This window comes from Marinobacter nauticus (genome assembly GCF_003634635.1).
GTDB lineage: Bacteria > Pseudomonadota > Gammaproteobacteria > Pseudomonadales > Oleiphilaceae > Marinobacter > Marinobacter nauticus.
On record NZ_RBJB01000009.1, the window covers coordinates 17,967 to 37,599 of the forward strand.

At 59.4% G+C, this 19,633-nt stretch carries 20 protein-coding genes; 12 read left to right on the forward strand and 8 right to left on the reverse strand.

Going from position 1 to position 19,633, the window contains the following annotated elements:
* Nucleotides 1-4: 4 nt before the first annotated feature.
* The 7 genes from potA to C7436_RS18565 form a co-directional block, all read right to left on the reverse strand.
* Nucleotides 5-1,117 carry a polyamine ABC transporter ATP-binding protein gene (gene potA / locus C7436_RS18535; protein WP_227548992.1) on the reverse strand — a complete coding sequence of 371 codons (1,113 nt, stop codon included), beginning with the start codon at nucleotides 1,115-1,117 and terminating at the stop codon, nucleotides 5-7.
* An 8-nt stretch (nucleotides 1,118-1,125) separates the two neighbouring features.
* Complete coding sequence (locus C7436_RS18540) at nucleotides 1,126-2,232, reverse strand: polyamine ABC transporter substrate-binding protein (protein WP_121208716.1); 1,107 nt, start codon at nucleotides 2,230-2,232, stop codon at nucleotides 1,126-1,128.
* A 309-nt stretch (nucleotides 2,233-2,541) separates the two neighbouring features.
* The gene (locus tag C7436_RS18545) at nucleotides 2,542-2,973 is read right to left on the reverse strand and encodes a DUF7282 domain-containing protein (RefSeq protein ID WP_113878801.1); all 432 of its coding nucleotides are present in this window, start codon (nucleotides 2,971-2,973) and stop codon (nucleotides 2,542-2,544) included.
* Nucleotides 2,974-3,080: 107 nt separating this feature from the next.
* Nucleotides 3,081-3,809, reverse strand: coding sequence for an anti-sigma factor (locus C7436_RS18550; protein ID WP_121208717.1), 729 nt, complete (start codon nucleotides 3,807-3,809; stop codon nucleotides 3,081-3,083).
* A complete protein-coding gene (locus tag C7436_RS18555; protein ID WP_228198196.1) occupies nucleotides 3,806-4,351 on the reverse strand; it encodes a sigma-70 family RNA polymerase sigma factor in 546 nt (181 codons plus the stop codon). The genes C7436_RS18550 and C7436_RS18555 overlap by 4 nt, the downstream gene beginning before the upstream one ends.
* 8 nt (nucleotides 4,352-4,359) lie before the next feature.
* Entirely contained in the window at nucleotides 4,360-4,893 is a 534-nt protein-coding gene (locus C7436_RS18560) for a hypothetical protein (RefSeq protein WP_113878804.1), read from the reverse strand.
* A 79-nt stretch (nucleotides 4,894-4,972) separates the two neighbouring features.
* Nucleotides 4,973-5,875 carry an AraC family transcriptional regulator gene (locus tag C7436_RS18565; protein WP_022993493.1) on the reverse strand — a complete coding sequence of 301 codons (903 nt, stop codon included), beginning with the start codon at nucleotides 5,873-5,875 and terminating at the stop codon, nucleotides 4,973-4,975.
* A 143-nt stretch (nucleotides 5,876-6,018) separates the two neighbouring features.
* On the opposite strand from C7436_RS18565, the gene C7436_RS18570 reads away from it, so the two are divergent.
* The 12 genes from C7436_RS18570 (at nucleotide 6,019) to C7436_RS18625 (ending at nucleotide 18,688) form a co-directional block, all read left to right on the forward strand.
* Nucleotides 6,019-7,512, forward strand: coding sequence for a CoA-acylating methylmalonate-semialdehyde dehydrogenase (locus C7436_RS18570; RefSeq protein WP_014420862.1), 1,494 nt, complete (start codon nucleotides 6,019-6,021; stop codon nucleotides 7,510-7,512).
* A gap of 99 nt (nucleotides 7,513-7,611) precedes the next feature.
* Nucleotides 7,612-8,778 (forward strand): acyl-CoA dehydrogenase family protein, encoded by a 1,167-nt coding sequence (locus C7436_RS18575; protein ID WP_121208719.1) that lies wholly within the window; start codon nucleotides 7,612-7,614, stop codon nucleotides 8,776-8,778.
* Between the two features lie 28 nt (nucleotides 8,779-8,806).
* Nucleotides 8,807-9,586: an enoyl-CoA hydratase gene (locus tag C7436_RS18580; protein ID WP_014420864.1), complete on the forward strand. Its 780-nt coding sequence runs from the start codon at nucleotides 8,807-8,809 to the stop codon at nucleotides 9,584-9,586.
* A 12-nt stretch (nucleotides 9,587-9,598) separates the two neighbouring features.
* Entirely contained in the window at nucleotides 9,599-10,672 is a 1,074-nt protein-coding gene (locus C7436_RS18585) for an enoyl-CoA hydratase/isomerase family protein (protein WP_014420865.1), read from the forward strand.
* A gap of 47 nt (nucleotides 10,673-10,719) precedes the next feature.
* On the forward strand, nucleotides 10,720-11,607 hold the full coding sequence (gene mmsB / locus C7436_RS18590) for a 3-hydroxyisobutyrate dehydrogenase (RefSeq protein WP_121208720.1): 888 nt from the start codon (nucleotides 10,720-10,722) through the stop codon (nucleotides 11,605-11,607).
* A gap of 126 nt (nucleotides 11,608-11,733) precedes the next feature.
* Nucleotides 11,734-13,383 carry an AMP-binding protein gene (locus C7436_RS18595; protein ID WP_121208721.1) on the forward strand — a complete coding sequence of 550 codons (1,650 nt, stop codon included), beginning with the start codon at nucleotides 11,734-11,736 and terminating at the stop codon, nucleotides 13,381-13,383.
* Nucleotides 13,380-13,796 (forward strand): PaaI family thioesterase, encoded by a 417-nt coding sequence (locus C7436_RS18600; protein ID WP_014420869.1) that lies wholly within the window; start codon nucleotides 13,380-13,382, stop codon nucleotides 13,794-13,796. Before C7436_RS18595 ends, C7436_RS18600 begins: the two co-directional genes overlap by 4 nt.
* 88 nt (nucleotides 13,797-13,884) lie before the next feature.
* Nucleotides 13,885-14,691: an ABC transporter ATP-binding protein gene (locus C7436_RS18605; RefSeq protein WP_014420870.1), complete on the forward strand. Its 807-nt coding sequence runs from the start codon at nucleotides 13,885-13,887 to the stop codon at nucleotides 14,689-14,691.
* Nucleotides 14,688-15,410, forward strand: a complete 723-nt coding sequence (locus tag C7436_RS18610) for an ABC transporter ATP-binding protein (protein ID WP_014420871.1) — start codon at nucleotides 14,688-14,690, stop codon at nucleotides 15,408-15,410. Before C7436_RS18605 ends, C7436_RS18610 begins: the two co-directional genes overlap by 4 nt.
* Before the next feature lie 72 nt (nucleotides 15,411-15,482).
* Nucleotides 15,483-16,691 (forward strand): ABC transporter substrate-binding protein, encoded by a 1,209-nt coding sequence (locus tag C7436_RS18615; protein ID WP_014420872.1) that lies wholly within the window; start codon nucleotides 15,483-15,485, stop codon nucleotides 16,689-16,691.
* Between the two features lie 111 nt (nucleotides 16,692-16,802).
* Nucleotides 16,803-17,690, forward strand: a complete 888-nt coding sequence (locus tag C7436_RS18620; RefSeq protein ID WP_106762237.1) for a branched-chain amino acid ABC transporter permease — start codon at nucleotides 16,803-16,805, stop codon at nucleotides 17,688-17,690.
* A gap of 2 nt (nucleotides 17,691-17,692) precedes the next feature.
* Nucleotides 17,693-18,688, forward strand: coding sequence for a branched-chain amino acid ABC transporter permease (locus C7436_RS18625; protein ID WP_113878808.1), 996 nt, complete (start codon nucleotides 17,693-17,695; stop codon nucleotides 18,686-18,688).
* A gap of 1 nt (nucleotide 18,689) precedes the next feature.
* Here C7436_RS18625 and C7436_RS18630 read toward each other — a convergent pair whose 3' ends face one another.
* Complete coding sequence (locus tag C7436_RS18630) at nucleotides 18,690-19,412, reverse strand: SGNH/GDSL hydrolase family protein (protein ID WP_121208722.1); 723 nt, start codon at nucleotides 19,410-19,412, stop codon at nucleotides 18,690-18,692.
* Between the last annotated feature and the right edge of the window lie 221 nt (nucleotides 19,413-19,633).

Here is a 19,633-nt window from a genome sequence, read left to right on the forward strand (position 1 = left end):
GGCGTCAGTTCCAGAGCAGGATAGGGCTGGAGGCTTCCCAGGATACATAGACCCGGTCGCCCCAGGTGGGCCGCTCACCACGGCGTTCCACATTGGCCATGGTGGCCTGCACCCGTTTGCCGCTGGCGAGCTTCACGTAGTAAGACGTGATGTCACCCAGGTAAGCAATGTTGTCCACCGTGCCGCAGCTCCAGTTGCTTTCGCCTTCGGGCTTCTCGGTCGTCAGGTAGATCTTCTCCGGGCGCAGGGCGATCAGGGTTTCCGTGGTTTCCGCCGGCGTGGTTACACCCCGGTCAATAAACACCGGTGCGTCCAGCAGCTCGCTGGCCAAGGACAGGCTGTCGGAATTGTCTTCCAGAATGTTTGCCTCAAAGATATTCACGGAACCGATAAACTCTGCCGTCATGCGGCTGTTCGGGCTTTCGTAGATATCAATCGGTGACCCCACCTGAGCGATCCGGCCGTGGGACATAATGGCTATCCGGCTGGCCATGGTCATGGCTTCTTCCTGGTCGTGGGTGACCATCAGGCAGGTCACGCCCACCTTCTCCAGAATATCCACCAGTTCCAGCTGCATTTCGGTGCGCAGTTTTTTGTCCAGTGCGCCCATCGGCTCGTCCAGCAGCAGCAACTTTGGTCGCTTTGCCAGCGAGCGGGCCAGGGCCACACGCTGCTGCTGGCCACCCGAGAGCTGCTGCGGCTTGCGTTTGGCGTAGGGCTCCATCTTCACCAGCTTGAGCATGGCGGCCACACGGTCGGTGATTTCGTTCTTCGGCAGCTTGTCCTGTTTCAGACCCATAGCAATGTTCTGCTCCACGGTCATGTGCGGGAACAGGGCATAGGACTGGAACATCATGTTGGTGGGTCGCAGGTACGGCGGCAGGGCCGTGATGTCCTGACCATCCAGCACAATGCGACCGGAATCCGGGGTCTCGAAGCCCGCCAGCATTCGCAGCAGGGTAGATTTGCCAGAGCCGGAGCCACCCAGAAGGGCAAAGATCTCGCCCTTGTGGATGTCCAGGCTGACGTCGTCTACCGCCAGGGTGCTGTCAAAGCTCTTGGAGATGCCCTTGATGCTGAGAAGTACCTCCGCTTGCGCGGAGGTATTGTTGGTCACGGCCACCGTCAGCGACCGGATTTCACGCTGGTCCAGGTGCGGGTCATCAGACGCTGGGCGTCCTGAGGCCGACCTTCCATGATGTACAGCTTCTTCATCACCTCATCGGTGGGATAGATGCTGGTGTCGTTACGGATTTCTGCCTCCACAAACTCATCGGCCGCCTTGTTCGGATTGGCGTACCACACGTAGTTGGTGACATCGGCGATGATTTCCGGGCGCATCAGGAAGTTCATCAGCTTGTGGGCGTTCTCCACATTCGGCGCGCCGGCCGGAATAGTCATCATGTCAAACCACAGCACCGCGCCCTCTTTGGGGATGGTGTAGCGGATGACGTTGCCGTTCTCGGCTTCTTCCGCGCGGGCAGCGGCCTGCAGGATGTCGCCGGAGTAGCCGGCGGCTACGCACAGGTCGCCGTTAGCAAGATCGCCAATGTAACGGGAAGAGTGGAAATAGGTGATGTTCGGGCGCACAGCCTTGATCACTTCACCGCCTTTTTTGATGTCGTCGGCGTTGTTGCTGTTCGGGTCCAGGCCGATGTAGGCCATGGCGGCACGCACCATTTCTTCACCGGAATCCAGCATGGCAATGCCACAGCCGCCAGCGGCCAGCTTGCCGGTCACTTCCGGGTCAAACACCAGTGCCCAGGAGTCGGTCGGTGCGGTGTCACCCAGAATCTCCTGAATGCGGCCTTCGTTGTAGCCATAACCGTTGGTGCCCCACAGGTACGGCAGGGAGAACTGGCTGCCCGGGTCGACCTTTTCCAGCTGGGTCATCAGGTCCTGGTTCAGGTTGGTCATGTTTGGCAGTTGGCCATGGTCCAGCGCGACAAAGGCTTTGGCAGAAATCTGCTTGGCCACGTAGTGGTTGGACGGCACAACCAGGTCGTAGCCCGAACGGCCAGACAACAGGGCTGCTTCCAGCACTTCGTTGCTGTCGTAAACGTCGTAAACAACTTTGATGCCGGTTTCCGCGGTGAACTTCGCCAGGGTGTCCTCGGCGATGTAGTCAGACCAGTTGTAGACACGCACTTCTCCGGCTGCAAAAACCGAAGAGGCACCCAGAGACATAGCAACAGCGGCGGCAAGCGCCTGTGGCTTACACAACTTCAACATTGGATGGTGTCCCTCACTGAAAAGGGATGGATACAAAGCGTGCAGGACGCACGCGGTGTTGTGCAGGTCTGCTGAGGGTGGCCGGAGGTGGCAGGTGTTTGTGAAAACACCGGGGTGCCGCCTTTTGACTCCTTTGAGGCTTATCCTGGAAACGGTGGTGGGGAACCCGACCGTATTCGCGCGATATTTATCATGAGAATTCTGGCCGCGCCACTTTTTTTTCCGGATTTGATAAGCGCTTGTGCCTACCGTTTTCCGCAGGCCAGAAAAGGCCGCCCGCAGCGTGGCGGGCGGGTTTAAGACGGGTGCTTACTGCACGGTGATGGTTTTTGTGACCAGCTTGCCATTCTTTCGGATAGGTCCGTCTTCCTTGGCGCCTAGCGTGTATTCAAAAATGCCGGTCTGGTTGCCACCGGCTTCGCTGTGGACCATAAGCATGAGCATGTCACCGGCGGATACTTCCTCGGTAAGAATCGCCGCCACATCCATATTTTTGCCGGCCCTTAATGGTGCGTGGGCGACCACCGGGCCAGGCTTCATAGCCGAATCGGTACGGTGAACCACCAGCCAGCCGTTTTCCTCGGCAACGACTTTGCGGGCAGAGACCACGCCATTGCCCACGGACTGATCCATGGCCCAGACACCGGCCTTGTGATCCTCGGCCTGGGTGGTCGGGGCAAGCGCCAGTGCCGACGCTACGGTGGCTGCCATAAACAGGATGTTCTTGCTGTGCTTTTTCATTACGTTCTCCTTGCTTCACTAAGGTAAAACCCATCGAGGCTGTTGTTTTCTGATGGGTTACCGGCAGCTACGGAGACAACGTCCGAAAGTTTCAGGGAATGCGATATTTAAAGACGGTTGGTATCAGCACCCTCACCGGTGGGATACAGAAAACCGTGAAGCGCGGGTCCGGTGGGCTGTCCGGTGGGCGATCCGCCCCGGGGCTCCAGACTGATGCCAAACGTCGCGCGACGCAGCAGCTCCGCGTCGTAATTCGTGAGCGCGGCCGGGTCTACTTCAAAATGCTCGTTCAGGACGCCCACGGATCTTGGCGTCGGGCCAAGTTCGTCATCCTTTATCCAGAGTTGGTAAGACTGGTTCCCGGCGGGCCGGGCGGTGACGGGTTGAATGTTCAGTTGTTTCCTGGCCAGATCCACCGTCAGCAGGAAAGCCGGCTGTTCGTCATTGTGCTGGAACACAGCCACATAGGGGCTTTTTGTTGGGGTGGGCTCAAGCATCATCACGGCAATCAGAAGCATCGCGGCAATCGAAGTTGCCGCTGTGCTCAGGCGCCACCTGGACACTTGTTGCCGGAGCCTGACCACCTCATTGTGCTGCGACGAGGCCTGCTCCAGCTGATCAATGGAACGCTCAATCCGGGCGAAAAGCCCGGGGGCGGGGTCGACCGGTTCGATTTCGTCGTTCAGAGCGGACAGCCGTGATTCCCACTGCAGTATTTGCGCGTCCAGCTCTGGATGGGTGGTCCGCAGGCGCTGAACGCGCTGGCGATCTTCGATCGGCAGAGTCCCCAGAACGAACTCTGCCGCCAGCATGTCCAGGTCGTCTCGTTCGATCATGAGTCCAGGCACCTTTTCAGCTGTTTAAGGGCGCGGTGAAGCCAGGTTTTTACGGTGTTGACCGGCTGTTCGAAATAGTCTGCCAGTGCATCGCGGGTCCAGCCATTCAGATACGCAAGCCGCACCATGTCCGCACGGTCCTTATCCAGTTCTTCGAAACACCGGTTGAGCCGGGCCTGGGCCTGCAGATCGTCAATCCGGTCGATCACGTTTGGCGAACGACTTGGGATCTCGTCAATATCGGATTCCTGACCTTCCCGCTCAACCGGCTGTTTGCGCAGCGCGTCAATGGCCGAATTTCTGGCAATAGAAACCAGCCAGGTGATAGGGGAGGAACGGGTTTCGTCAAACAGCGCAGCCCGTTGCCAGACCTTGATAAACGATTCCTGGAGTATATCCTCCGCCCGAGCCCTGTCTTTCAGGATACGCAGTATGACCCCCAGAAGTTTCGGGGCTGTGGCCTGATACAGTTCAGCAAAGGCCGTACGGTCTTTCTCAGCAACCGCGTGGAGCCAGCCCGTGACGGGGTGATCCGATGCCACCACCGGCCTCAGTTAGCCGGCTCGGGGGATCGGCCCGGGGTGCCGATATAGAGATAAACGGAGTGCTGTGAACGGTCCTGAACGCGATGCAGAGAGACGGCCGGGCCGGCCTTGCCGCTGTTCTGATAACGCGTCACTTCACCGGCGGGGCGGCCATCCCGTTCGCGCCCGGCTTCGGTACCTTGCCAGTTTTCCCCAAGGCAGGCGCTGAGCTGGTTGTTAGCTTGCTGATACATGGCCGTTGCGACCTCCTGGTTCGGTGCGCCGACCGTGCAGGTGTATGCGGCATCGCCGTTGCCCCACTCCCAGATTTCGCAATGGCCTTTGATTAACTGCTCTTTGGCCCGGTAAAGGGTCACCATGGCGTAGCTTGAGCCATTGCCGCGATAGGCATCAAAGCCGGTGGTGTAATCGGCAACAACCGATTGCAGGGTTGCACAGGGATCATCGGTTCCGCTGGTGACGGGGCCGAAACTGCTGCAGCCAGACAGCAAAGCCAGCGAGGCAGCCAGTGCCAGCATGGGGCGACGGTTCGTGGTCATCGATCATTCCTTGTTCGGGGAAAGTGCCAGAACCCTATTTGAGCCCAACCATCAATGGGATGCAATGCCGGCGCATGAATCAGTGCCGCGCTGTGTGGCGGTAATCCGTGGGCGACTTCCCCATCACTTTTTTGAACAGTCGAGAGAAGTAATAGGCATCGTCATAGCCCAGTTGCCGGCTGATGTCGGCGAAGCTCTGGCTGGTGGTATCCAGCAACTCACAGGCCCGTTCCACTTTGAGATGCAGGAAGTGCTGGATTGGCGAGGTGCCGGTCTGTTCCCGGTACCGGGTGGCGAAGTGAGCCGGCGACAGGCCGGAAAGCTCGGCCAGCTGGTTCAGGGTCAGGCGTTCCTCCAGGTGCTCCCGCATGAAGCTGTGCAAGGAGTCCAGCTCGGCCTGCCGGGCCTGGCTGGTTTCGTCGGCGTTGATGGGCACGGCGGCCAGCAACTGTCGTAGCCGATTGCTGGCGTGGATCAACCCACGGGCCCGGAAGCCCGTTTGCCGCACCGACAGCAGGCCGTTGAAATCCACCAGTAACCGGGGCTGTCTGCCCAGATGCCGGATGCGGGTGCTGTCATCAAAGCCCATGTACTGGCCGAAGTCTTCGGCCAGGGGGCCGGTATAGTGAACCCAGTGAATGGTCCAGGGGTTGTCCGGGTCGGCGGTGTACCGATGGCTGGCGCCGGCGGGCAGTAGCAGGAGGTCGCCGGCCTCGACTGTGTGGGGCACGCCGGCGACGTTTAGAAAGGCCTTGCCGTCTGTGCAATAGATCAAAAGATTATCACGGTGGTGTTCCCTGTGCATGTGATGCCCGGCCGCTCTCCGATAATGCCCGAAGGCAAGTGGATACAGCTCCCGGGTGAGCGGATGTGCCGCCAAAAGCCGCACAATAGGCTCTGGCACCACATAGCGAACACTGTCGGCTGGCACGGGCCACTGTGAGGTTTGAGTGGCCGGTTTCTTGGCTGGGATCTCAGTCATCGAAAAATAATCCATCATGGGCGAAATTTAGTCAATCACCAACCGTAAATCCGCGTGCTAGTCTTTCTTCAAATCATCGTCGGATCTGCCTTGTTATCGGTAGGCCGGCTCATCCCGGATAACAACAAACAGGGAACATCATCATGAAAAAAGTACCTCAGTTTATTGCAGGGGAATTCGTTCAGAGCCAGACCCAGAACTGGATCGACGTGACCAACCCCGCCACCAACGAAGTGATAGCCCAGGTGCCCTGCGCCACTGCCGACGAGATGCGTCAGGCAATTGATAACGCCAGTGAAGTGTTCAAAAGCTGGAAAGAAACCCCGGTTTCTGAGCGAGCACGGGTGATGCTGCGTTATCAGGCGCTGCTTAAAGAGCATCACGACGAAATCGCCGAGATCCTGTCCCAGGAAACCGGCAAGACCTTTGACGACGCCAAAGGCGATGTCTGGCGTGGCATTGAAGTGGTGGAACACGCCGCCAACGTGGCTTCCCTGATGATGGGCGAGACCGTTGAGAACGTGGCCCGCGAGGTAGATACCCATTCCTGGATCCAGCCTCTGGGGGTGTGTGCCGGCATTACGCCATTCAACTTCCCGGCCATGATCCCGCTGTGGATGTTCCCCATGGCCATTGCCTGCGGCAACACTTTTATTCTGAAACCGTCCGAGCAGGACCCGCTGACACCAACCCGCCTGGCCGAGCTGTTTGAACAGGCCGGCGCACCCAAGGGTGTACTGCAGGTGGTTCACGGGGCCAAAGAGCAGGTTGATACCCTGCTGACTGATCCGGCCATCAAGGCCGTATCCTTTGTCGGTTCGGTTCCGGTCGGGCAGTACATCTACGAAACCGGTACCCGCAACATGAAACGGGTGCAGAGCTTCGCCGGCGCCAAGAACCACATGGTGATCATGCCGGATGCGGACAAACAACAAGTGATCAACGCCCTGGTAGGTGCCTCTGTAGGTGCCGCGGGTCAACGCTGTATGGCGATCTCGGTGGCGGTCTTCGTGGGCGCTGCCCAGGAGTGGATTCCGGAGCTGAAAGAGGCCATGGCGAAAGTGCGCCCCGGCGCCTGGAACGATTCCGGTGCCAGCTATGGCCCGGTGATCAGTGCCAAGGCCAAAGACCGCATTGAATCGCTGATCGCCACCGGTGAAGCCCAGGGCGCCAAACTGCTGCTGGACGGCCGTGGCTGCACCGTCGACGGGTTGCCGGAAGGCAACTGGGTAGGGCCGACCCTGTTCAGTGAAGTCACGCCGGACATGGATATCTACAACGAAGAGATCTTTGGCCCGGTGCTGTCCTGCGTCAACGTTGACAGCCTTGGTGATGCCATCGAGCTGATCAACGCCAGCCCGTACGGCAACGGAACCTCCATCTTTACCAGTCATGGCGGCGCGGCGCGTCGGTTCCAGCACGAGATTGATGTGGGCCAGGTGGGTGTGAACATTCCCATTCCGGTGCCCCTGCCGTTCTTCTCGTTCACCGGCTGGAAGGGTTCGTTCTACGGTGATCAGCACGCTTACGGTAAACAGGCGGTGCGCTTCTACACCGAGACAAAAACGGTGACCTCCCGCTGGTTCTCCAGTGAGGCGACCTCATCCGAGGCCAACTTCTCCATCCAGCTTCGTTAATCTCGTTGTCGGTGAGGTTATTGGGCCGGTTCCCCCACCGGCCCCTTTTTTCCGCTTCTTCAGTGGAAGCCCCGACCGTAACAACCAAGGAGCCTGACGATGGATTTTAATCTCACTGAAGACCAGCAGGCGTTTCGGGATGCTGCCCGAGCCTTCGCTGAAAAATCCATGGCGCCCCATGCCGCCCAGTGGGACGCCGAGCATATTTTTCCGGTCGATGTCATGAAAGAAGCCGGAGCCATGGGTTTTATGGGCATGTACACGCCCGAATCCCTGGGTGGTATGGGCTTGTCTCGCCTGGATACCTCGGTGATTGTGGAAGAGTTGGCGGCAGCGTGCCCGTCCACCGCCGCCTTCATCACCATCCACAACATGGCCACCTGGATGGTGGCAAGTTTCGCCTCTGATGATCTTCGCCAGGAAATTGTCCCCAGGCTGGCCAGTGGTGAATGGCTGGCTTCGTACTGCCTGACTGAACCCGGTGCCGGCTCCGACGCGGCCAGTCTCCGCACCCGCGCGCTTCGGGATGGCGACAGCTATGTGATCAATGGCAGCAAAATGTTCATCTCCGGCGCTGGCGCAACCGATATTCTGGTTCTGATGGCGCGCACCGGAGACGCCGACAGCGGTTCGAAGGGCATCTCTACCTTCGTGATACCAGCGGATGCCGACGGTGTCTCCTACGGCAAGAATGAGGAAAAGATGGGATGGCATAGCCAGCCCACGCGCCTGGTTACCCTGGAAGACGTTCGCGTGCCTGCCAGCAATCGGGTGGGTAATGAAGGCGATGGCTTTGCCATTGCGATGAAGGGCCTGGACGGCGGCCGCCTGAATATCGCCACCTGTTCCCTGGGCGGTGCCCAGGCGGCCTTGCTCCGGGCCCGGAATTATATGCACGAGCGCCAGCAGTTTGGTAAGCCGCTGGCGGCCTTCCAGGCGCTGCAGTTCAAGCTGGCGGACATGGTTACCAACCTGGTGGCTGCCCGGCAGATGGTGCGTTTGGGTGCGTTCAAACTCGACAGTGGCGACCCGGAGGCTACGCTGCATTGTGCCATGGCCAAACGATTCGCCACCGACGCCTGCTTTGAGGTGGCCAACGAAGCCCTGCAACTGCATGGCGGCTACGGTTACATCCGGGAATACCCGCTTGAGCGTTACCTTCGGGATTTGCGGGTACACCAGATTCTGGAAGGCACCAACGAAATCATGCGCCTGATCATTGCCCGCCGGCTGCTGGACGACGGCGTTGCCGAAGCGATCCAGTAACCGGCCACGGACTATAGAGGAATTTGTGATGAGTGAACTGATTCAACTGGAAAAACGCGGCCACATTGCGGTATTGACCATCGCCAATCCGCCGGCCAACACCTGGACGGCCGATTCCCTCGCCGCGCTGAAGGCGACCGTGGAAGAGCTCAACGCCGACCGGAACATCTTCGCGCTGGTGGTGACTGGCCAGGGGGAAAAGTTTTTCTCCGCCGGTGCTGACCTGAAAACCTTCGCCGACGGCGACCGGGCTCGCGCCAACGACATGGCGCAACGATTCGGTGAAGCGTTCGCAGCGCTGACGGCGTTCCGTGGCGTATCGATTGCCGCCGTAAACGGTTATGCCATGGGTGGTGGCCTGGAATGTGCCATGGCCTGTGATATCCGGATTGCAGAAGAGCATGCCCAGATGGCTCTGCCGGAGGCCAGCGTTGGCCTGCTGCCCTGTGCCGGCGGCACCCAGAACCTGCCCTGGCTGGTGGGTGAGGGTTGGGCCAAACGCATGATTTTGTGTGGTGAACGGGTAACCGCCGCCAAGGCCCTGGAAATCGGATTGGTGGAAGAAGTGGTGCCCACCGGCAACGGCTTGGAAGCCGCCCTGAAACTGGCGGAGGGTGCCTGTAAGCAGAGCCCTTCGTCCATCGCCCGCTGCAAGCAGTTGGTGATGAGCGCCCGCGACGGTCGCAGCCACAGCGACGGCTGGCGCATGGAGCGTGAATTGTTCGTGGAGCTGTTCCATACCGAAGACCAGAAAGAAGGCGTGAATGCGTTTCTGGAGAAGCGCAAGCCCGACTGGAAAAACCGATAACCCGGATTCGCTATGAGTGATCAACCAATCGTATTTGAAGAATGGAAAACCGCTGATGGTGAGCTGATTGCCGTGGCACGGCTGAACACGCCGCGCAATCTCAACTCACTGTCGATGGATATGATCAGCCTGCTCAAGCCCCAGCTCAGCCGCTGGGCCGAGGATCCCAAGGTTCAGGCTGTCTGGCTGGAAGCCGAGGGTGACAAAGCCTTCTGCGCTGGCGGCGATATCGTCTCGCTGTACCGGGCCATGACCGAGCCGGGCAAGCTGGCGGAGGGCGAGCGCTTCTTTAACGAGGAATATGAGCTGGATTACCAGATCCACACCTACCCGAAGCCCATCGTTTGCTGGGGCAACGGCATCGTGATGGGTGGCGGTATTGGTCTGATGGTGGGTGCTTCTCACCGGGTGGTGACCGAGCACTCGAAGCTCGCCATGCCGGAAGTCAGCATCGGCCTGTACCCGGATATTGGTGCCGGCTGGTTTCTGAACCGCATGCCCATGCGCACGGGCCTGTTTCTGGGACTGACCGGTGCCCGCATGAACGGCGCCGATGCGTTGTTCGTGAACATGGCCGACCGGTTTATCTCCCATGGCCTGAAAGACCAGGTTGTGGATGCCCTGAAAGCGGCGGATTGGCAACGAGCGGAGGCGCAGGCGGTGGTGAGCGCAGTGCTGCGGCAGTTTGAACAGCAGAGCCGTGAGGCCTTACCCGCGTCTCCCGTGCGTGAGCATTTTGAAGACATCCAGCAGGCCACCGATGCGGATTCTCTGGAGCAGGTGGTGGCACAACTGGACGAGCTGGGGGCTCGGGAAGATTGGCTCGGCAAATCGGTGAAGGGGCTGAAGGCCGCGTCTCCGACCTCCCTGGCCCTGATGTGGCAACACTACCACCGCAGCCGCCTGCACAGCTTGAAAGAGGTGCTCGACAACGAGTTGGTGATGTCCCACAACAGCCTGAAGAAAGGTGAATTTGCCGAGGGCATACGGGCATTGCTGATCGACAAGGATATGCAGCCCCGCTGGCGCTATGCCTCACTCAGTGAAGTGGACAGTGCCTGGGTTAACGGATTTTTCAGCCAGTAGTCTGCCTTTGCGCAGCGATGACCCGTACAACAACAAGGAGAAGCAACATGGCCAAGATTACCTTTATCGGCCTGGGCAACATGGGTGCGCCAATGGCGGCCAACCTGCTCAAGGCCGGCCACGACGTTACCGTGTTCGATTTGTCCAAGCCCGCAGTTGAGGCCCTGGTGGCCGAAGGTGCCCGCACGGCGGATTCCGGCAAAGCCGCCGCCGAGGGCGCAGAATGCGTGATCACCATGCTGCCGGCCGGCAAGCATGTGGAGGCGGTCTACCTGGGTGACGATGGCCTGCTGGCTGCATTGCCAGCCGGCACGCTGGTGATCGATTCTTCCACGATTGCCCCGGAAACGGCCCGCAACGTCGCCGAACAGGCGGCTGAGCGAGAGCTTGCGTTTATTGATGCCCCGGTATCCGGAGGTGTGGGTGGTGCCAAAGCCGGTACGCTCACCTTCATCTGTGGCGGCGACGCGAGTACCTTCGAGAAAGCCAAGCCGATTCTGGAAGGCATGGGTAAGAATATCTTCCACGCCGGCCCCCATGGTGCCGGGCAGGTGGCCAAGATCTGCAACAACATGCTTTTGGCGATCCTGATGGCCGGCACCAGCGAAGCCCTGGCCCTGGGTGCCAAAAATGGCCTGGACCCTGCCGTGCTCTCGGAAATCATGAAGCAAAGTTCTGGCGGTAACTGGGCACTGAATGTCTATAACCCCTGGCCGGGGGTGATGGAGGGTGTGCCAGCCTCCCGCGATTATCAAGGCGGTTTCCTGGTGAACCTGATGGCGAAGGATCTGGGCCTGGCGTTCGACAACGCGGTGACCAACCAGGCGTCGATTCCCATGGGCTCCCTGGCCCGAAACCTGTTCCAGCTGCATGCCGGGCAGGGCAACGGAGAGCTGGATTTCTCCAGCATTCTGCGGCTGTACAAACCGGAGTAAGCAGGGGAGGGCGATGGCAGGTCGCCCTTTCTTTTTAGCCTAAAGTTTACCTTTACGTAAAGTGAAGGCTGTGCTAAACCTGACTAAATCTTGTGCAACCAACAACGACAACAAATGGAGTGTACGATGAGCCTACCGCACTACAACGAGGTGTATGACAACTTTGATGCGGCCGCACTGGAAGCGGAAATTCTGGACGGGCGCCTGGACAGTGGCCTGAACGTCTGCCACGAAATCTGTGATAAATGGGCTTCCGACCCGCAAAAGGTTGCGCTGTTTTACGAGAAAGTGGGTGGTGGTGATGGCGTGCTTACCTTCGCAGAGCTGAAAGCAGCCTCGGCCCGCTTTGCCAACTATCTGAAGTCTCATGGTGTCAAAAAGGGTGACCGGGTAGCCGGCCTGCTGCCGCGGGGCCCGGAACTCCTGATCGTGATTGCCGGCACCTTGCGCCTCGGTGCGGTTTACCAGCCGCTGTTTACCGCGTTTGGCTCCGGGGCCATTGAATACCGCCTGGAAAAAGCCGGCACCAAACTGGTGGTCACCGATCCTGACAACTATCCCAAGCTCAATGACGTCAACAACTGCCCGCCGGTGTTGTGCGTGAACGCCGCCGCCACGGGCGAGGACGTTGCAGACTTCCAGCAGGTGCTGGACCAGCAGTCAGACCAGTGTGAGCCGGTGATGATCACCGGGAGCGATCCGTTCCTGCAGATGTTCACCTCCGGTACCGTCGGCAAAGCGAAAGGCGTGGCCGTGCCCGCCAAAGCCCTGTTGGCATTCTATGTGTACATGAAGTACGCCATTGAACTGCGCGACGACGATGTGTTCTGGAATGTGGCTGACCCCGGCTGGGCCTATGGTCTGTACTACGCCGTTACGGGCCCGCTGTTAATGGGTCACGCCACGCATTTCAACCCCAACCCGTTCACCCCCGAATCCACCTACGACATGATCCGCAAGTACAAGATCACCAACCTGGCGGCGGCGCCCACGGCGTATCGGCTGTTGAAGGCCAACGATCAGGTCTTGCCGGAAGGGGAGAATCTGGGGCTGCGGGTGTGCAGCAGTGCGGGTGAACCGCTGAACCCGGAAGTGGTGAACTGGATTGCCCGCCGGCACTTCTGCCCGGTCAAGGATCATTATGGCCAGACAGAAACCGGTATGACCTGCTGCAACTTCCATGGCCTGGAGCACACCATTTGCCAGGGCTCCATGGGGTACTCATCCCCCGGGCATCGCGTGGTGGCGCTGAACGAGAAAAACGAAGAGGTGGGGGCCGGCGAGATTGGCCAGTTGGCGGTGGATATCAAAGCCTCGCCACTGTTCCATTTCGATGGCTACACCTGGGGTGAGAAAGACCCGTTCGTGAATGGCTACTACCTGACCGGTGACATGGTGATCTGCCATGGCGATGGTGGCTATTCTTTCAGTGGCCGGGACGATGACATCATCACCACCGCAGGCTACCGCGTGGGGCCGGCCGATGTCGAAAGTACCTTGCTGGAACACGCCGCTGTTGCCGAATCCGGTGTCGTGGCCAAGCCCGATGAAAAGCGCGGCTCGATCATCAAAGCCTATGTTGTGATCAAAGCTGGCCAGGAGCCGGTGGACGACCAGGCGCTCAAGGAGGAGTTGCAGGAACTGGTCCGCCGTCGTCTGTCCACCCACGCCTACCCCCGTGAGATCGAATTCGTGGATGAACTGCCGAAAACGCCCAGTGGCAAGATCCAGCGCTTCGTGCTGCGCAACCGGGCCCAGGATGAGGTGCCGGCATGAAAGTGACCTTCGAGGAGCTGAAAGACTTCCTCGAGGTTCAGTTCCCCCAGGGGGCCGCATACGGCTCCCTGGAGGCACTGGGTGACGGCTGGGCGGAAATGACCCTGGCCGTGGAGGATGATCACCTGCGCCCGGGCGGGACCGTATCCGGGCCTGCGATGATGGCGCTGGCGGATGTCACCATGTATGCAGCCTTGCTCAGCCGGATTGGCCTGGTGCCGTTGGCGGTGACGACGAACCTGAACATCAACTTCCTTCGCAAGCCGGTGGCGCATGCTCCGATACGGGCACGGGCGACCCTGTTGAAGGTGGGGCGCACCATGGGCGTGGGCGAGGTTTTCGTCTATTCCGATGGCATGGAAGACCCGGTGGCACACTCCACCATGACCTATTCCATACCGCCCGAGAAATAACAAAATTAGTTCTTGACGTTTACGTGCACGTAAATCTAATCTGTGTGCTAGTTGCGAAATACAACAATAACAAAAGGTGAAGTGGCTCATGAGTGAACAGTACGTTCTCGAGACCCGTAACCTGGTCAAGGAATTCAAGGGGTTTGTCGCCGTTAACGACGTCAACCTCCAGATCCGTCAGGGGGATATCCACGCCCTGATCGGCCCCAACGGTGCCGGCAAGACCACCGTATTCAACCTGTTGACCAAGTTCCTGATTCCCACCCGCGGGCAGATTCTGTACCGCGGTGAAGACATCACTCCCCTGAAATCCGCCGCCATTGCGCGCAAAGGCATTGTTCGCTCCTTCCAGATCTCTGCCGTGTTTCCCCACATGACCGCGCTGGAAAACATTCGCGTGGCCCTGCAAACCGCAGAGGGCTCCTCCTACAGCTTCTGGAAATCCGGCAACTCCCTGCACAAGCTCAACGAGCGCTGCATGGAGCTGTTGGAGTCTGTCGGCCTGGCCGAGTTCGCCAATACCACCACGGTAGAGCTGGCGTATGGCCGCAAACGGGCGCTGGAGCTGGCCACCACCCTGGCCATGGAACCCCAGCTGTTGCTGCTGGACGAACCCACCCAGGGCATGGGCTCGGAAGACGTTGACCGCGTAGTGGAACTGGTGCGCAAGGCCGCACAGGGCCGGACGGTACTGATGGTGGAGCACAACCTGAGCGTGGTCAGCAAACTGTGCGACCGCATCACCGTACTCGCCCAGGGTGCAGTCTTGACGGAAGGCGATTACCAGACGGTCTCCGCCGACCCGCGTGTGCGCGAGGTGTATATGGGCAGTGATGGCAGTGGCGAGCGGGGGTCACAGGCCGCCGCCAGCGAAAACGTGGAGGCGGCCCAATGAGCAAGAATCCGGACCGCGAATACGAGCAGCTGCGCATTTCCGGCCTGCACGCATTCTATGGCGAATCCCACATTCTGCACGGCATCGACATGGTGGTTCAGCGGGGCGAACTGGTCACACTGCTCGGCCGAAATGGCGCCGGGCGCAGCACCACGCTGAAAGCCATCATGAACATGGTGGGCCGGCGCACGGGCTCCATCATGATCAACGGCGAAGAAACCATGCAGTGCGCGCCTCATCATATTGCCAGGTTGGGTGTCGGGTATTGCCCCGAGCATCGGGGCATTTTTTCCTCTCTCAGCGTGCAGGAAAACCTCACCCTGCCGCCAGTGGTGCGCAGCGGTGGCATGAGCCTGGAAGAAATCTACACCATGTTCCCCAACCTCTATGAACGCCGCTTCAGCCAGGGCACCAAGCTCTCTGGTGGCGAACAGCAGATGCTGGCCATGGCCCGCATTCTGCGCACCGGCGCCAACATGCTGTTGCTGGATGAAATCACCGAAGGCCTGGCCCCGGTGATCGTGGAGAAACTGGGGGAAGTCCTGATAGCCCTGAAGAACAAGGGCCTGACCATTGTTCTGGTGGAGCAGAATTTCCACTTTGCCGCGCCGTTGGCCGACCGACATTACGTGGTGGAGCACGGCCAGATTGTGGAAGAAATCAGCGCCAACGAACTGAGTGCCAAACAGTCGGTGCTGGATGGCTATTTGGGGGTCTGACCCCGGATAGAACGAGAGTAATAAAAGCAACAACAACCCGAACCAACGCAAGACAGTAGCGGAGAAACAACAATGACAATGATGAAAAAGCTTCTGACCTCAGCCGTTGCATCAGCTCTGATGGCCAGTGGTGCCCAGGCGGCAATCTCGGACAACACCGTAAAAATTGGCTACCTGGCCGATATGTCCGGTACCTATCGAGACCTGGCCGGCCCCAATGGCCTGACCGCCCTGGAAATGGCGATCAAGGATTTTGGCGGCACCGTCAATGGTGCCAAGATTGAAGTGGTAAGTGCTGACGACCGCAACAGCCCGGATACCTCCTCCAGCACCGTTCGCCGCTGGGTGGAAAACGACAAGGTGGATCTGGTGGCCGGTATGGTGGCTTCCTCGGTGTCCATCGCCGTGAGCAAGATCCTGGAAGAGAACGACCGGCTGGGCATCATTTCCGGTTCGGCGGCTTCCAGCATCACTAACGAACACTGCACACCCAACCACATTCACTATGTGTACGACACCTATCCGCTGGCCAATGGTACGGCCAGTGCTGTGGTGAAGGAAGGCGGCAAGACCTGGTATCTGCTGACCGCCGACTACGCCTTCGGCCACGCCCTGGAAGCCGATGTTACCCGCGTGGTAGAGGCCAACGGCGGCGAGATTGTGGGCAGCGTGCGCCATCCGTTCCCGACCCAGGATTTCTCTTCCTTCATCCTCCAGGCCCAGGCCTCGGGAGCGGATGTGGTCGGCCTGGCGAATGCCGGTGCAGACACCACCAACGCCATCACCACCGCCAGTGAGTTCGGGGTAACCCAGGCGGGCCAGACACTGGCGGCGTTACTGCTGTTCCTTACCGACGTCCATGCCCTCGGTGCGGAAACCGCGCAAGGCATCCAGCTGACGACCGGCTGGTACTGGGACATGAACGACGAAACCCGCGAGTGGTCTGATCGCTTCATGAAAGAAACCGGCGTACGCCCGACCATGGTTCATGCCGGCATTTACTCCAGCACCATGCAATACCTGAATGCGGTGGCTGCCACCGGCTCGGATGATGCCCAGACCGTGCGCAAGCAGATGATGGATACACCCATCAACGACATGTTTGCCAAGAACGGCAAAATCCGGGTAGACGGCCGTATGGTGCATGACATGTACCTGGCGGAAGTGAAAACCCCGGCGGAGTCCAAGAATGAATGGGATCTGTACAAGATCCTGCGGACGATTCCGGCGGATGAAGCCTACCGCCCGCTCTCTGAGAGCAAGTGCAAGCTGGTGAACTAAGCAACGGGGAATTACCCGGTGCCCGGTCTCTAAGCGCGACCGGCGCCGGGTACCCGCCCGGACGAACACCCCAACAAAAACAACGTCTGCGCTGCTTGTGGAGTTAGCAACATGACCATGATTTTCGGCGTCCCCCTTGCTGTGCTGTCTGGCCAGCTGCTGATCGGGATTATCAACGGCGCCTTCTACGCCCTGTTAAGCCTTGGCCTCGCGGTTATCTTCGGTCTGCTGAAGATCATCAACTTCGCCCATGGCGCCATGTACATGCTCGGTGCCCTGGTCACCGTGGTTCTGTTTGACCTGCTGGGCGTCAATTACTGGGTCGCGCTCTTCGTCGCTCCCGTACTGGTTGGCGCTTTCGGTATGCTCATCGAATACTTCCTGCTCCGGCGCATTGCCGGCCAGGATCATATCTACAGCCTGCTGCTCACCTTCGGGGTGGCCCTGATCATCCAGGGCGTGCTCACCAATATCTACGGCGTGTCCGGGCTTCGATATTCCATGCCGGATTTGTTCAAAGGCGGTATCAACCTTGGCTTCATGTTCCTGCCGTACTACCGGGCCTGGGTCATCGTGGTGGCCCTGCTGGTGTGTTTTGGCACCTGGTTCATCATCGAGAAAACCAAACTGGGCTCCTACCTCCGGGCGGGCACAGAAGACTCACAGCTCATGCAGGGCTTCGGCATTAACGTCCCCTTGCTGGTGAGCCTGACCTACGGATTCGGCGTCATGCTGGCGGCTTTCGCCGGTGTGCTGGCGGCACCCATTTATTCGGTAACTCCGGTGATGGGGTCCAACATTCTCATCGTGGTCTTTGCGGTGGTGGTGATCGGGGGCATGGGCTCCATTGGCGGGGCCATAATCACGGGCATCCTGATGGGCGTGATCGAAGGCCTCACCAAAACGTTTTACCCGCCGGCGTCTTCGGCCGTTATCTTCCTGGTGATGGTCCTGGTGCTGATGATCCGACCCACCGGCCTGTTCGGTAAGGAGGCATAATCATGAACCAGCCTGTTAATCCTGCCGATATCCACAAGGCCATTGTCGAGCAGCAAAAGATCCAGGACCGCAAGAAACTGATGGTGAACGGCGTGCTGCTGCTGTTGCTGCTGGCCGCGCCCTTCGTGATGTACCCGGTCTTCCTGATGAAGATCTTGTGTTTTGCCTTGTTTGCGGTGGCCTTTAACCTGCTGTTCGGGTTTACCGGCCTGCTGTCCTTCGGCCATGCGGCCTTCCTGGCCACCGGAGGTTACACCACGGGCTACCTGCTCAGTAACTTCTCCGGCCTGACCACCGAGATGGGCATCATTGCCGGTACCGCCACGGCCACCTTGTTAGGACTGGCCTTTGCGTTATTGTCGATCCGCCGGCAAGGCATCTACTTTGCCATGGTGACCCTGGCGCTGGCACAGCTGGTGTTCTTCTTCTTTGTGCAGTCGGAATTTACCGGCGGCGAAGACGGCATGCACGGCATCCCCCGGGGCGAGCTGTTTGGTCTGATCAATCTCGAAGACAACCTCAATATGTACTACTTCGTGCTGGTGGTGTTTATCGCCTGTTACCTGCTGGTGCAGCGCATTGTCAGCAGCCCGTACGGGCAGATCCTGAAAGCCATCAAGCAGAACGAACCGCGGGCGGTCTCGCTGGGTTACAACGTGGATCGCTACAAGATCCTGGCCTTTGTGATCTCCGCCGCGCTGGCGGGCCTGGCCGGCTCCATGAAATCCGTGGTGTTCCAGCTGGCGTCTCTCAATGATGCCCACTGGCATATGTCGGGCGAGGTCATCCTGATGACCCTGGTGGGCGGCATGGGTACGCTGCTTGGGCCGGTGGTGGGTGCCACCTTTGTGGTGAACATTGAATACCAGCTGTCCCAGGGGCCGCTGCGCGACTGGGTAGACCCGATCCTCGGCGGCATCTTTGTGCTGACGGTACTGGCCTTCCGCAGCGGGATTGTGGGCGAGCTGCAGAAATTCATGCGCAAGAACCTGGGATGAGTTACGGGGGCGGCAGCCCCCAGTCCTGTTCGGCCAACGCCTGCGCGATAGCGCGGTAGCCCTTGTCGCTCGGGTGGTAGCCGTCCCGGGCGAGCAGGGCAGGGTCTGACACTGTGGGGTAACCCAGATACCGGAAATCTTCCGGGTTCCTTGCCGCAAGCACCTGATACACCCTGTCCAACTGCCGCGCCCGCCATCCCATAACCTGGCGCAGGGGTGCCGGCAAGGCCGAGAATTTGTCCATGGGCGGCACGCTGAGCAACGTAATGGGCGCCTGATACCGGGTTGCCAGGGTTTCGCGGAGCTGAATCAGTTGCCGGCGAAACCGGAACCGTGGAGTGAAACCGGTAGTGTCGTTTACCCCCATGCTCAGTAATACTGCATCTGCCGGTGGCAAGTCGGCGGAGCCCAGCGCATCAAGCAGCGCACCCAGCCGAATACCATTCACCCCAAAGGTAGACCAGCCAATACAGAGCCCGGTGCGTTGATGTAACTGCAACGCCAACTGGCTTGCCAGACCCTGGGCGTGGCTTTCAACCCCCACGCCCGCCGCAGTGGACTCGCCCAGCACCAGCAACCGAAAAAGGGGCTCTCCCTCCCCGTACTGGCCTGCGCAATCCCCAGTGGCCTCTGGCAGCCGTGGCGTCACCCGCCGGGTGCGCTTGCCCTGATAGAGCAACACCGGAAACAGCAAAGCCGTAGTCAGCCAGAAAGGCGCGTGCATAAAGGAGTCTCTTTCAGCGAGGGTAAAGCCCAAGTATTGCAGGATTCCCCCATGCCAAACCAGCCAGAAACAACATAAAGCCCGGAGTTATACGAACGCGTTCGCAAAACTCCGGGCAGGTACCGGGAAATGTTGCTAACCTTCTGATAAGTTTGAAAAGGAATATCGGGGCGTGCGGAGTTATACGCCCCCAATCTGGAGCAGGGGTGGCTCAAACACGG

What these genes read in the sequence shown, in the direction of transcription:
- C7436_RS18620 (WP_106762237.1), top strand. Translation starts at nt 16,803, where the DNA reads ATGACCATGATTTTCGGCGTCCCCCTTGCTGTGCTGTCTGGCCAGCTG.
- C7436_RS18570 (WP_014420862.1), top strand. Translation starts at nt 6,019, where the DNA reads ATGAAAAAAGTACCTCAGTTTATTGCAGGGGAATTCGTTCAGAGCCAG.
- C7436_RS18615 (WP_014420872.1), top strand. Translation starts at nt 15,483, where the DNA reads ATGACAATGATGAAAAAGCTTCTGACCTCAGCCGTTGCATCAGCTCTG.
- C7436_RS18600 (WP_014420869.1), top strand. Translation starts at nt 13,380, where the DNA reads ATGAAAGTGACCTTCGAGGAGCTGAAAGACTTCCTCGAGGTTCAGTTC.
- C7436_RS18610 (WP_014420871.1), top strand. Translation starts at nt 14,688, where the DNA reads ATGAGCAAGAATCCGGACCGCGAATACGAGCAGCTGCGCATTTCCGGC.
- C7436_RS18605 (WP_014420870.1), top strand. Translation starts at nt 13,885, where the DNA reads ATGAGTGAACAGTACGTTCTCGAGACCCGTAACCTGGTCAAGGAATTC.
- C7436_RS18540 (WP_121208716.1), bottom strand. Translation starts at nt 2,232, where the DNA reads ATGTTGAAGTTGTGTAAGCCACAGGCGCTTGCCGCCGCTGTTGCTATG.
- C7436_RS18545 (WP_113878801.1), bottom strand. Translation starts at nt 2,973, where the DNA reads ATGAAAAAGCACAGCAAGAACATCCTGTTTATGGCAGCCACCGTAGCG.
- C7436_RS18575 (WP_121208719.1), top strand. Translation starts at nt 7,612, where the DNA reads ATGGATTTTAATCTCACTGAAGACCAGCAGGCGTTTCGGGATGCTGCC.
- C7436_RS18550 (WP_121208717.1), bottom strand. Translation starts at nt 3,809, where the DNA reads ATGATCGAACGAGACGACCTGGACATGCTGGCGGCAGAGTTCGTTCTG.
- C7436_RS18580 (WP_014420864.1), top strand. Translation starts at nt 8,807, where the DNA reads ATGAGTGAACTGATTCAACTGGAAAAACGCGGCCACATTGCGGTATTG.
- C7436_RS18595 (WP_121208721.1), top strand. Translation starts at nt 11,734, where the DNA reads ATGAGCCTACCGCACTACAACGAGGTGTATGACAACTTTGATGCGGCC.
- C7436_RS18585 (WP_014420865.1), top strand. Translation starts at nt 9,599, where the DNA reads ATGAGTGATCAACCAATCGTATTTGAAGAATGGAAAACCGCTGATGGT.
- C7436_RS18630 (WP_121208722.1), bottom strand. Translation starts at nt 19,412, where the DNA reads ATGCACGCGCCTTTCTGGCTGACTACGGCTTTGCTGTTTCCGGTGTTG.
- C7436_RS18625 (WP_113878808.1), top strand. Translation starts at nt 17,693, where the DNA reads ATGAACCAGCCTGTTAATCCTGCCGATATCCACAAGGCCATTGTCGAG.
- C7436_RS18560 (WP_113878804.1), bottom strand. Translation starts at nt 4,893, where the DNA reads ATGACCACGAACCGTCGCCCCATGCTGGCACTGGCTGCCTCGCTGGCT.
- C7436_RS18565 (WP_022993493.1), bottom strand. Translation starts at nt 5,875, where the DNA reads ATGACTGAGATCCCAGCCAAGAAACCGGCCACTCAAACCTCACAGTGG.
- mmsB (WP_121208720.1), top strand. Translation starts at nt 10,720, where the DNA reads ATGGCCAAGATTACCTTTATCGGCCTGGGCAACATGGGTGCGCCAATG.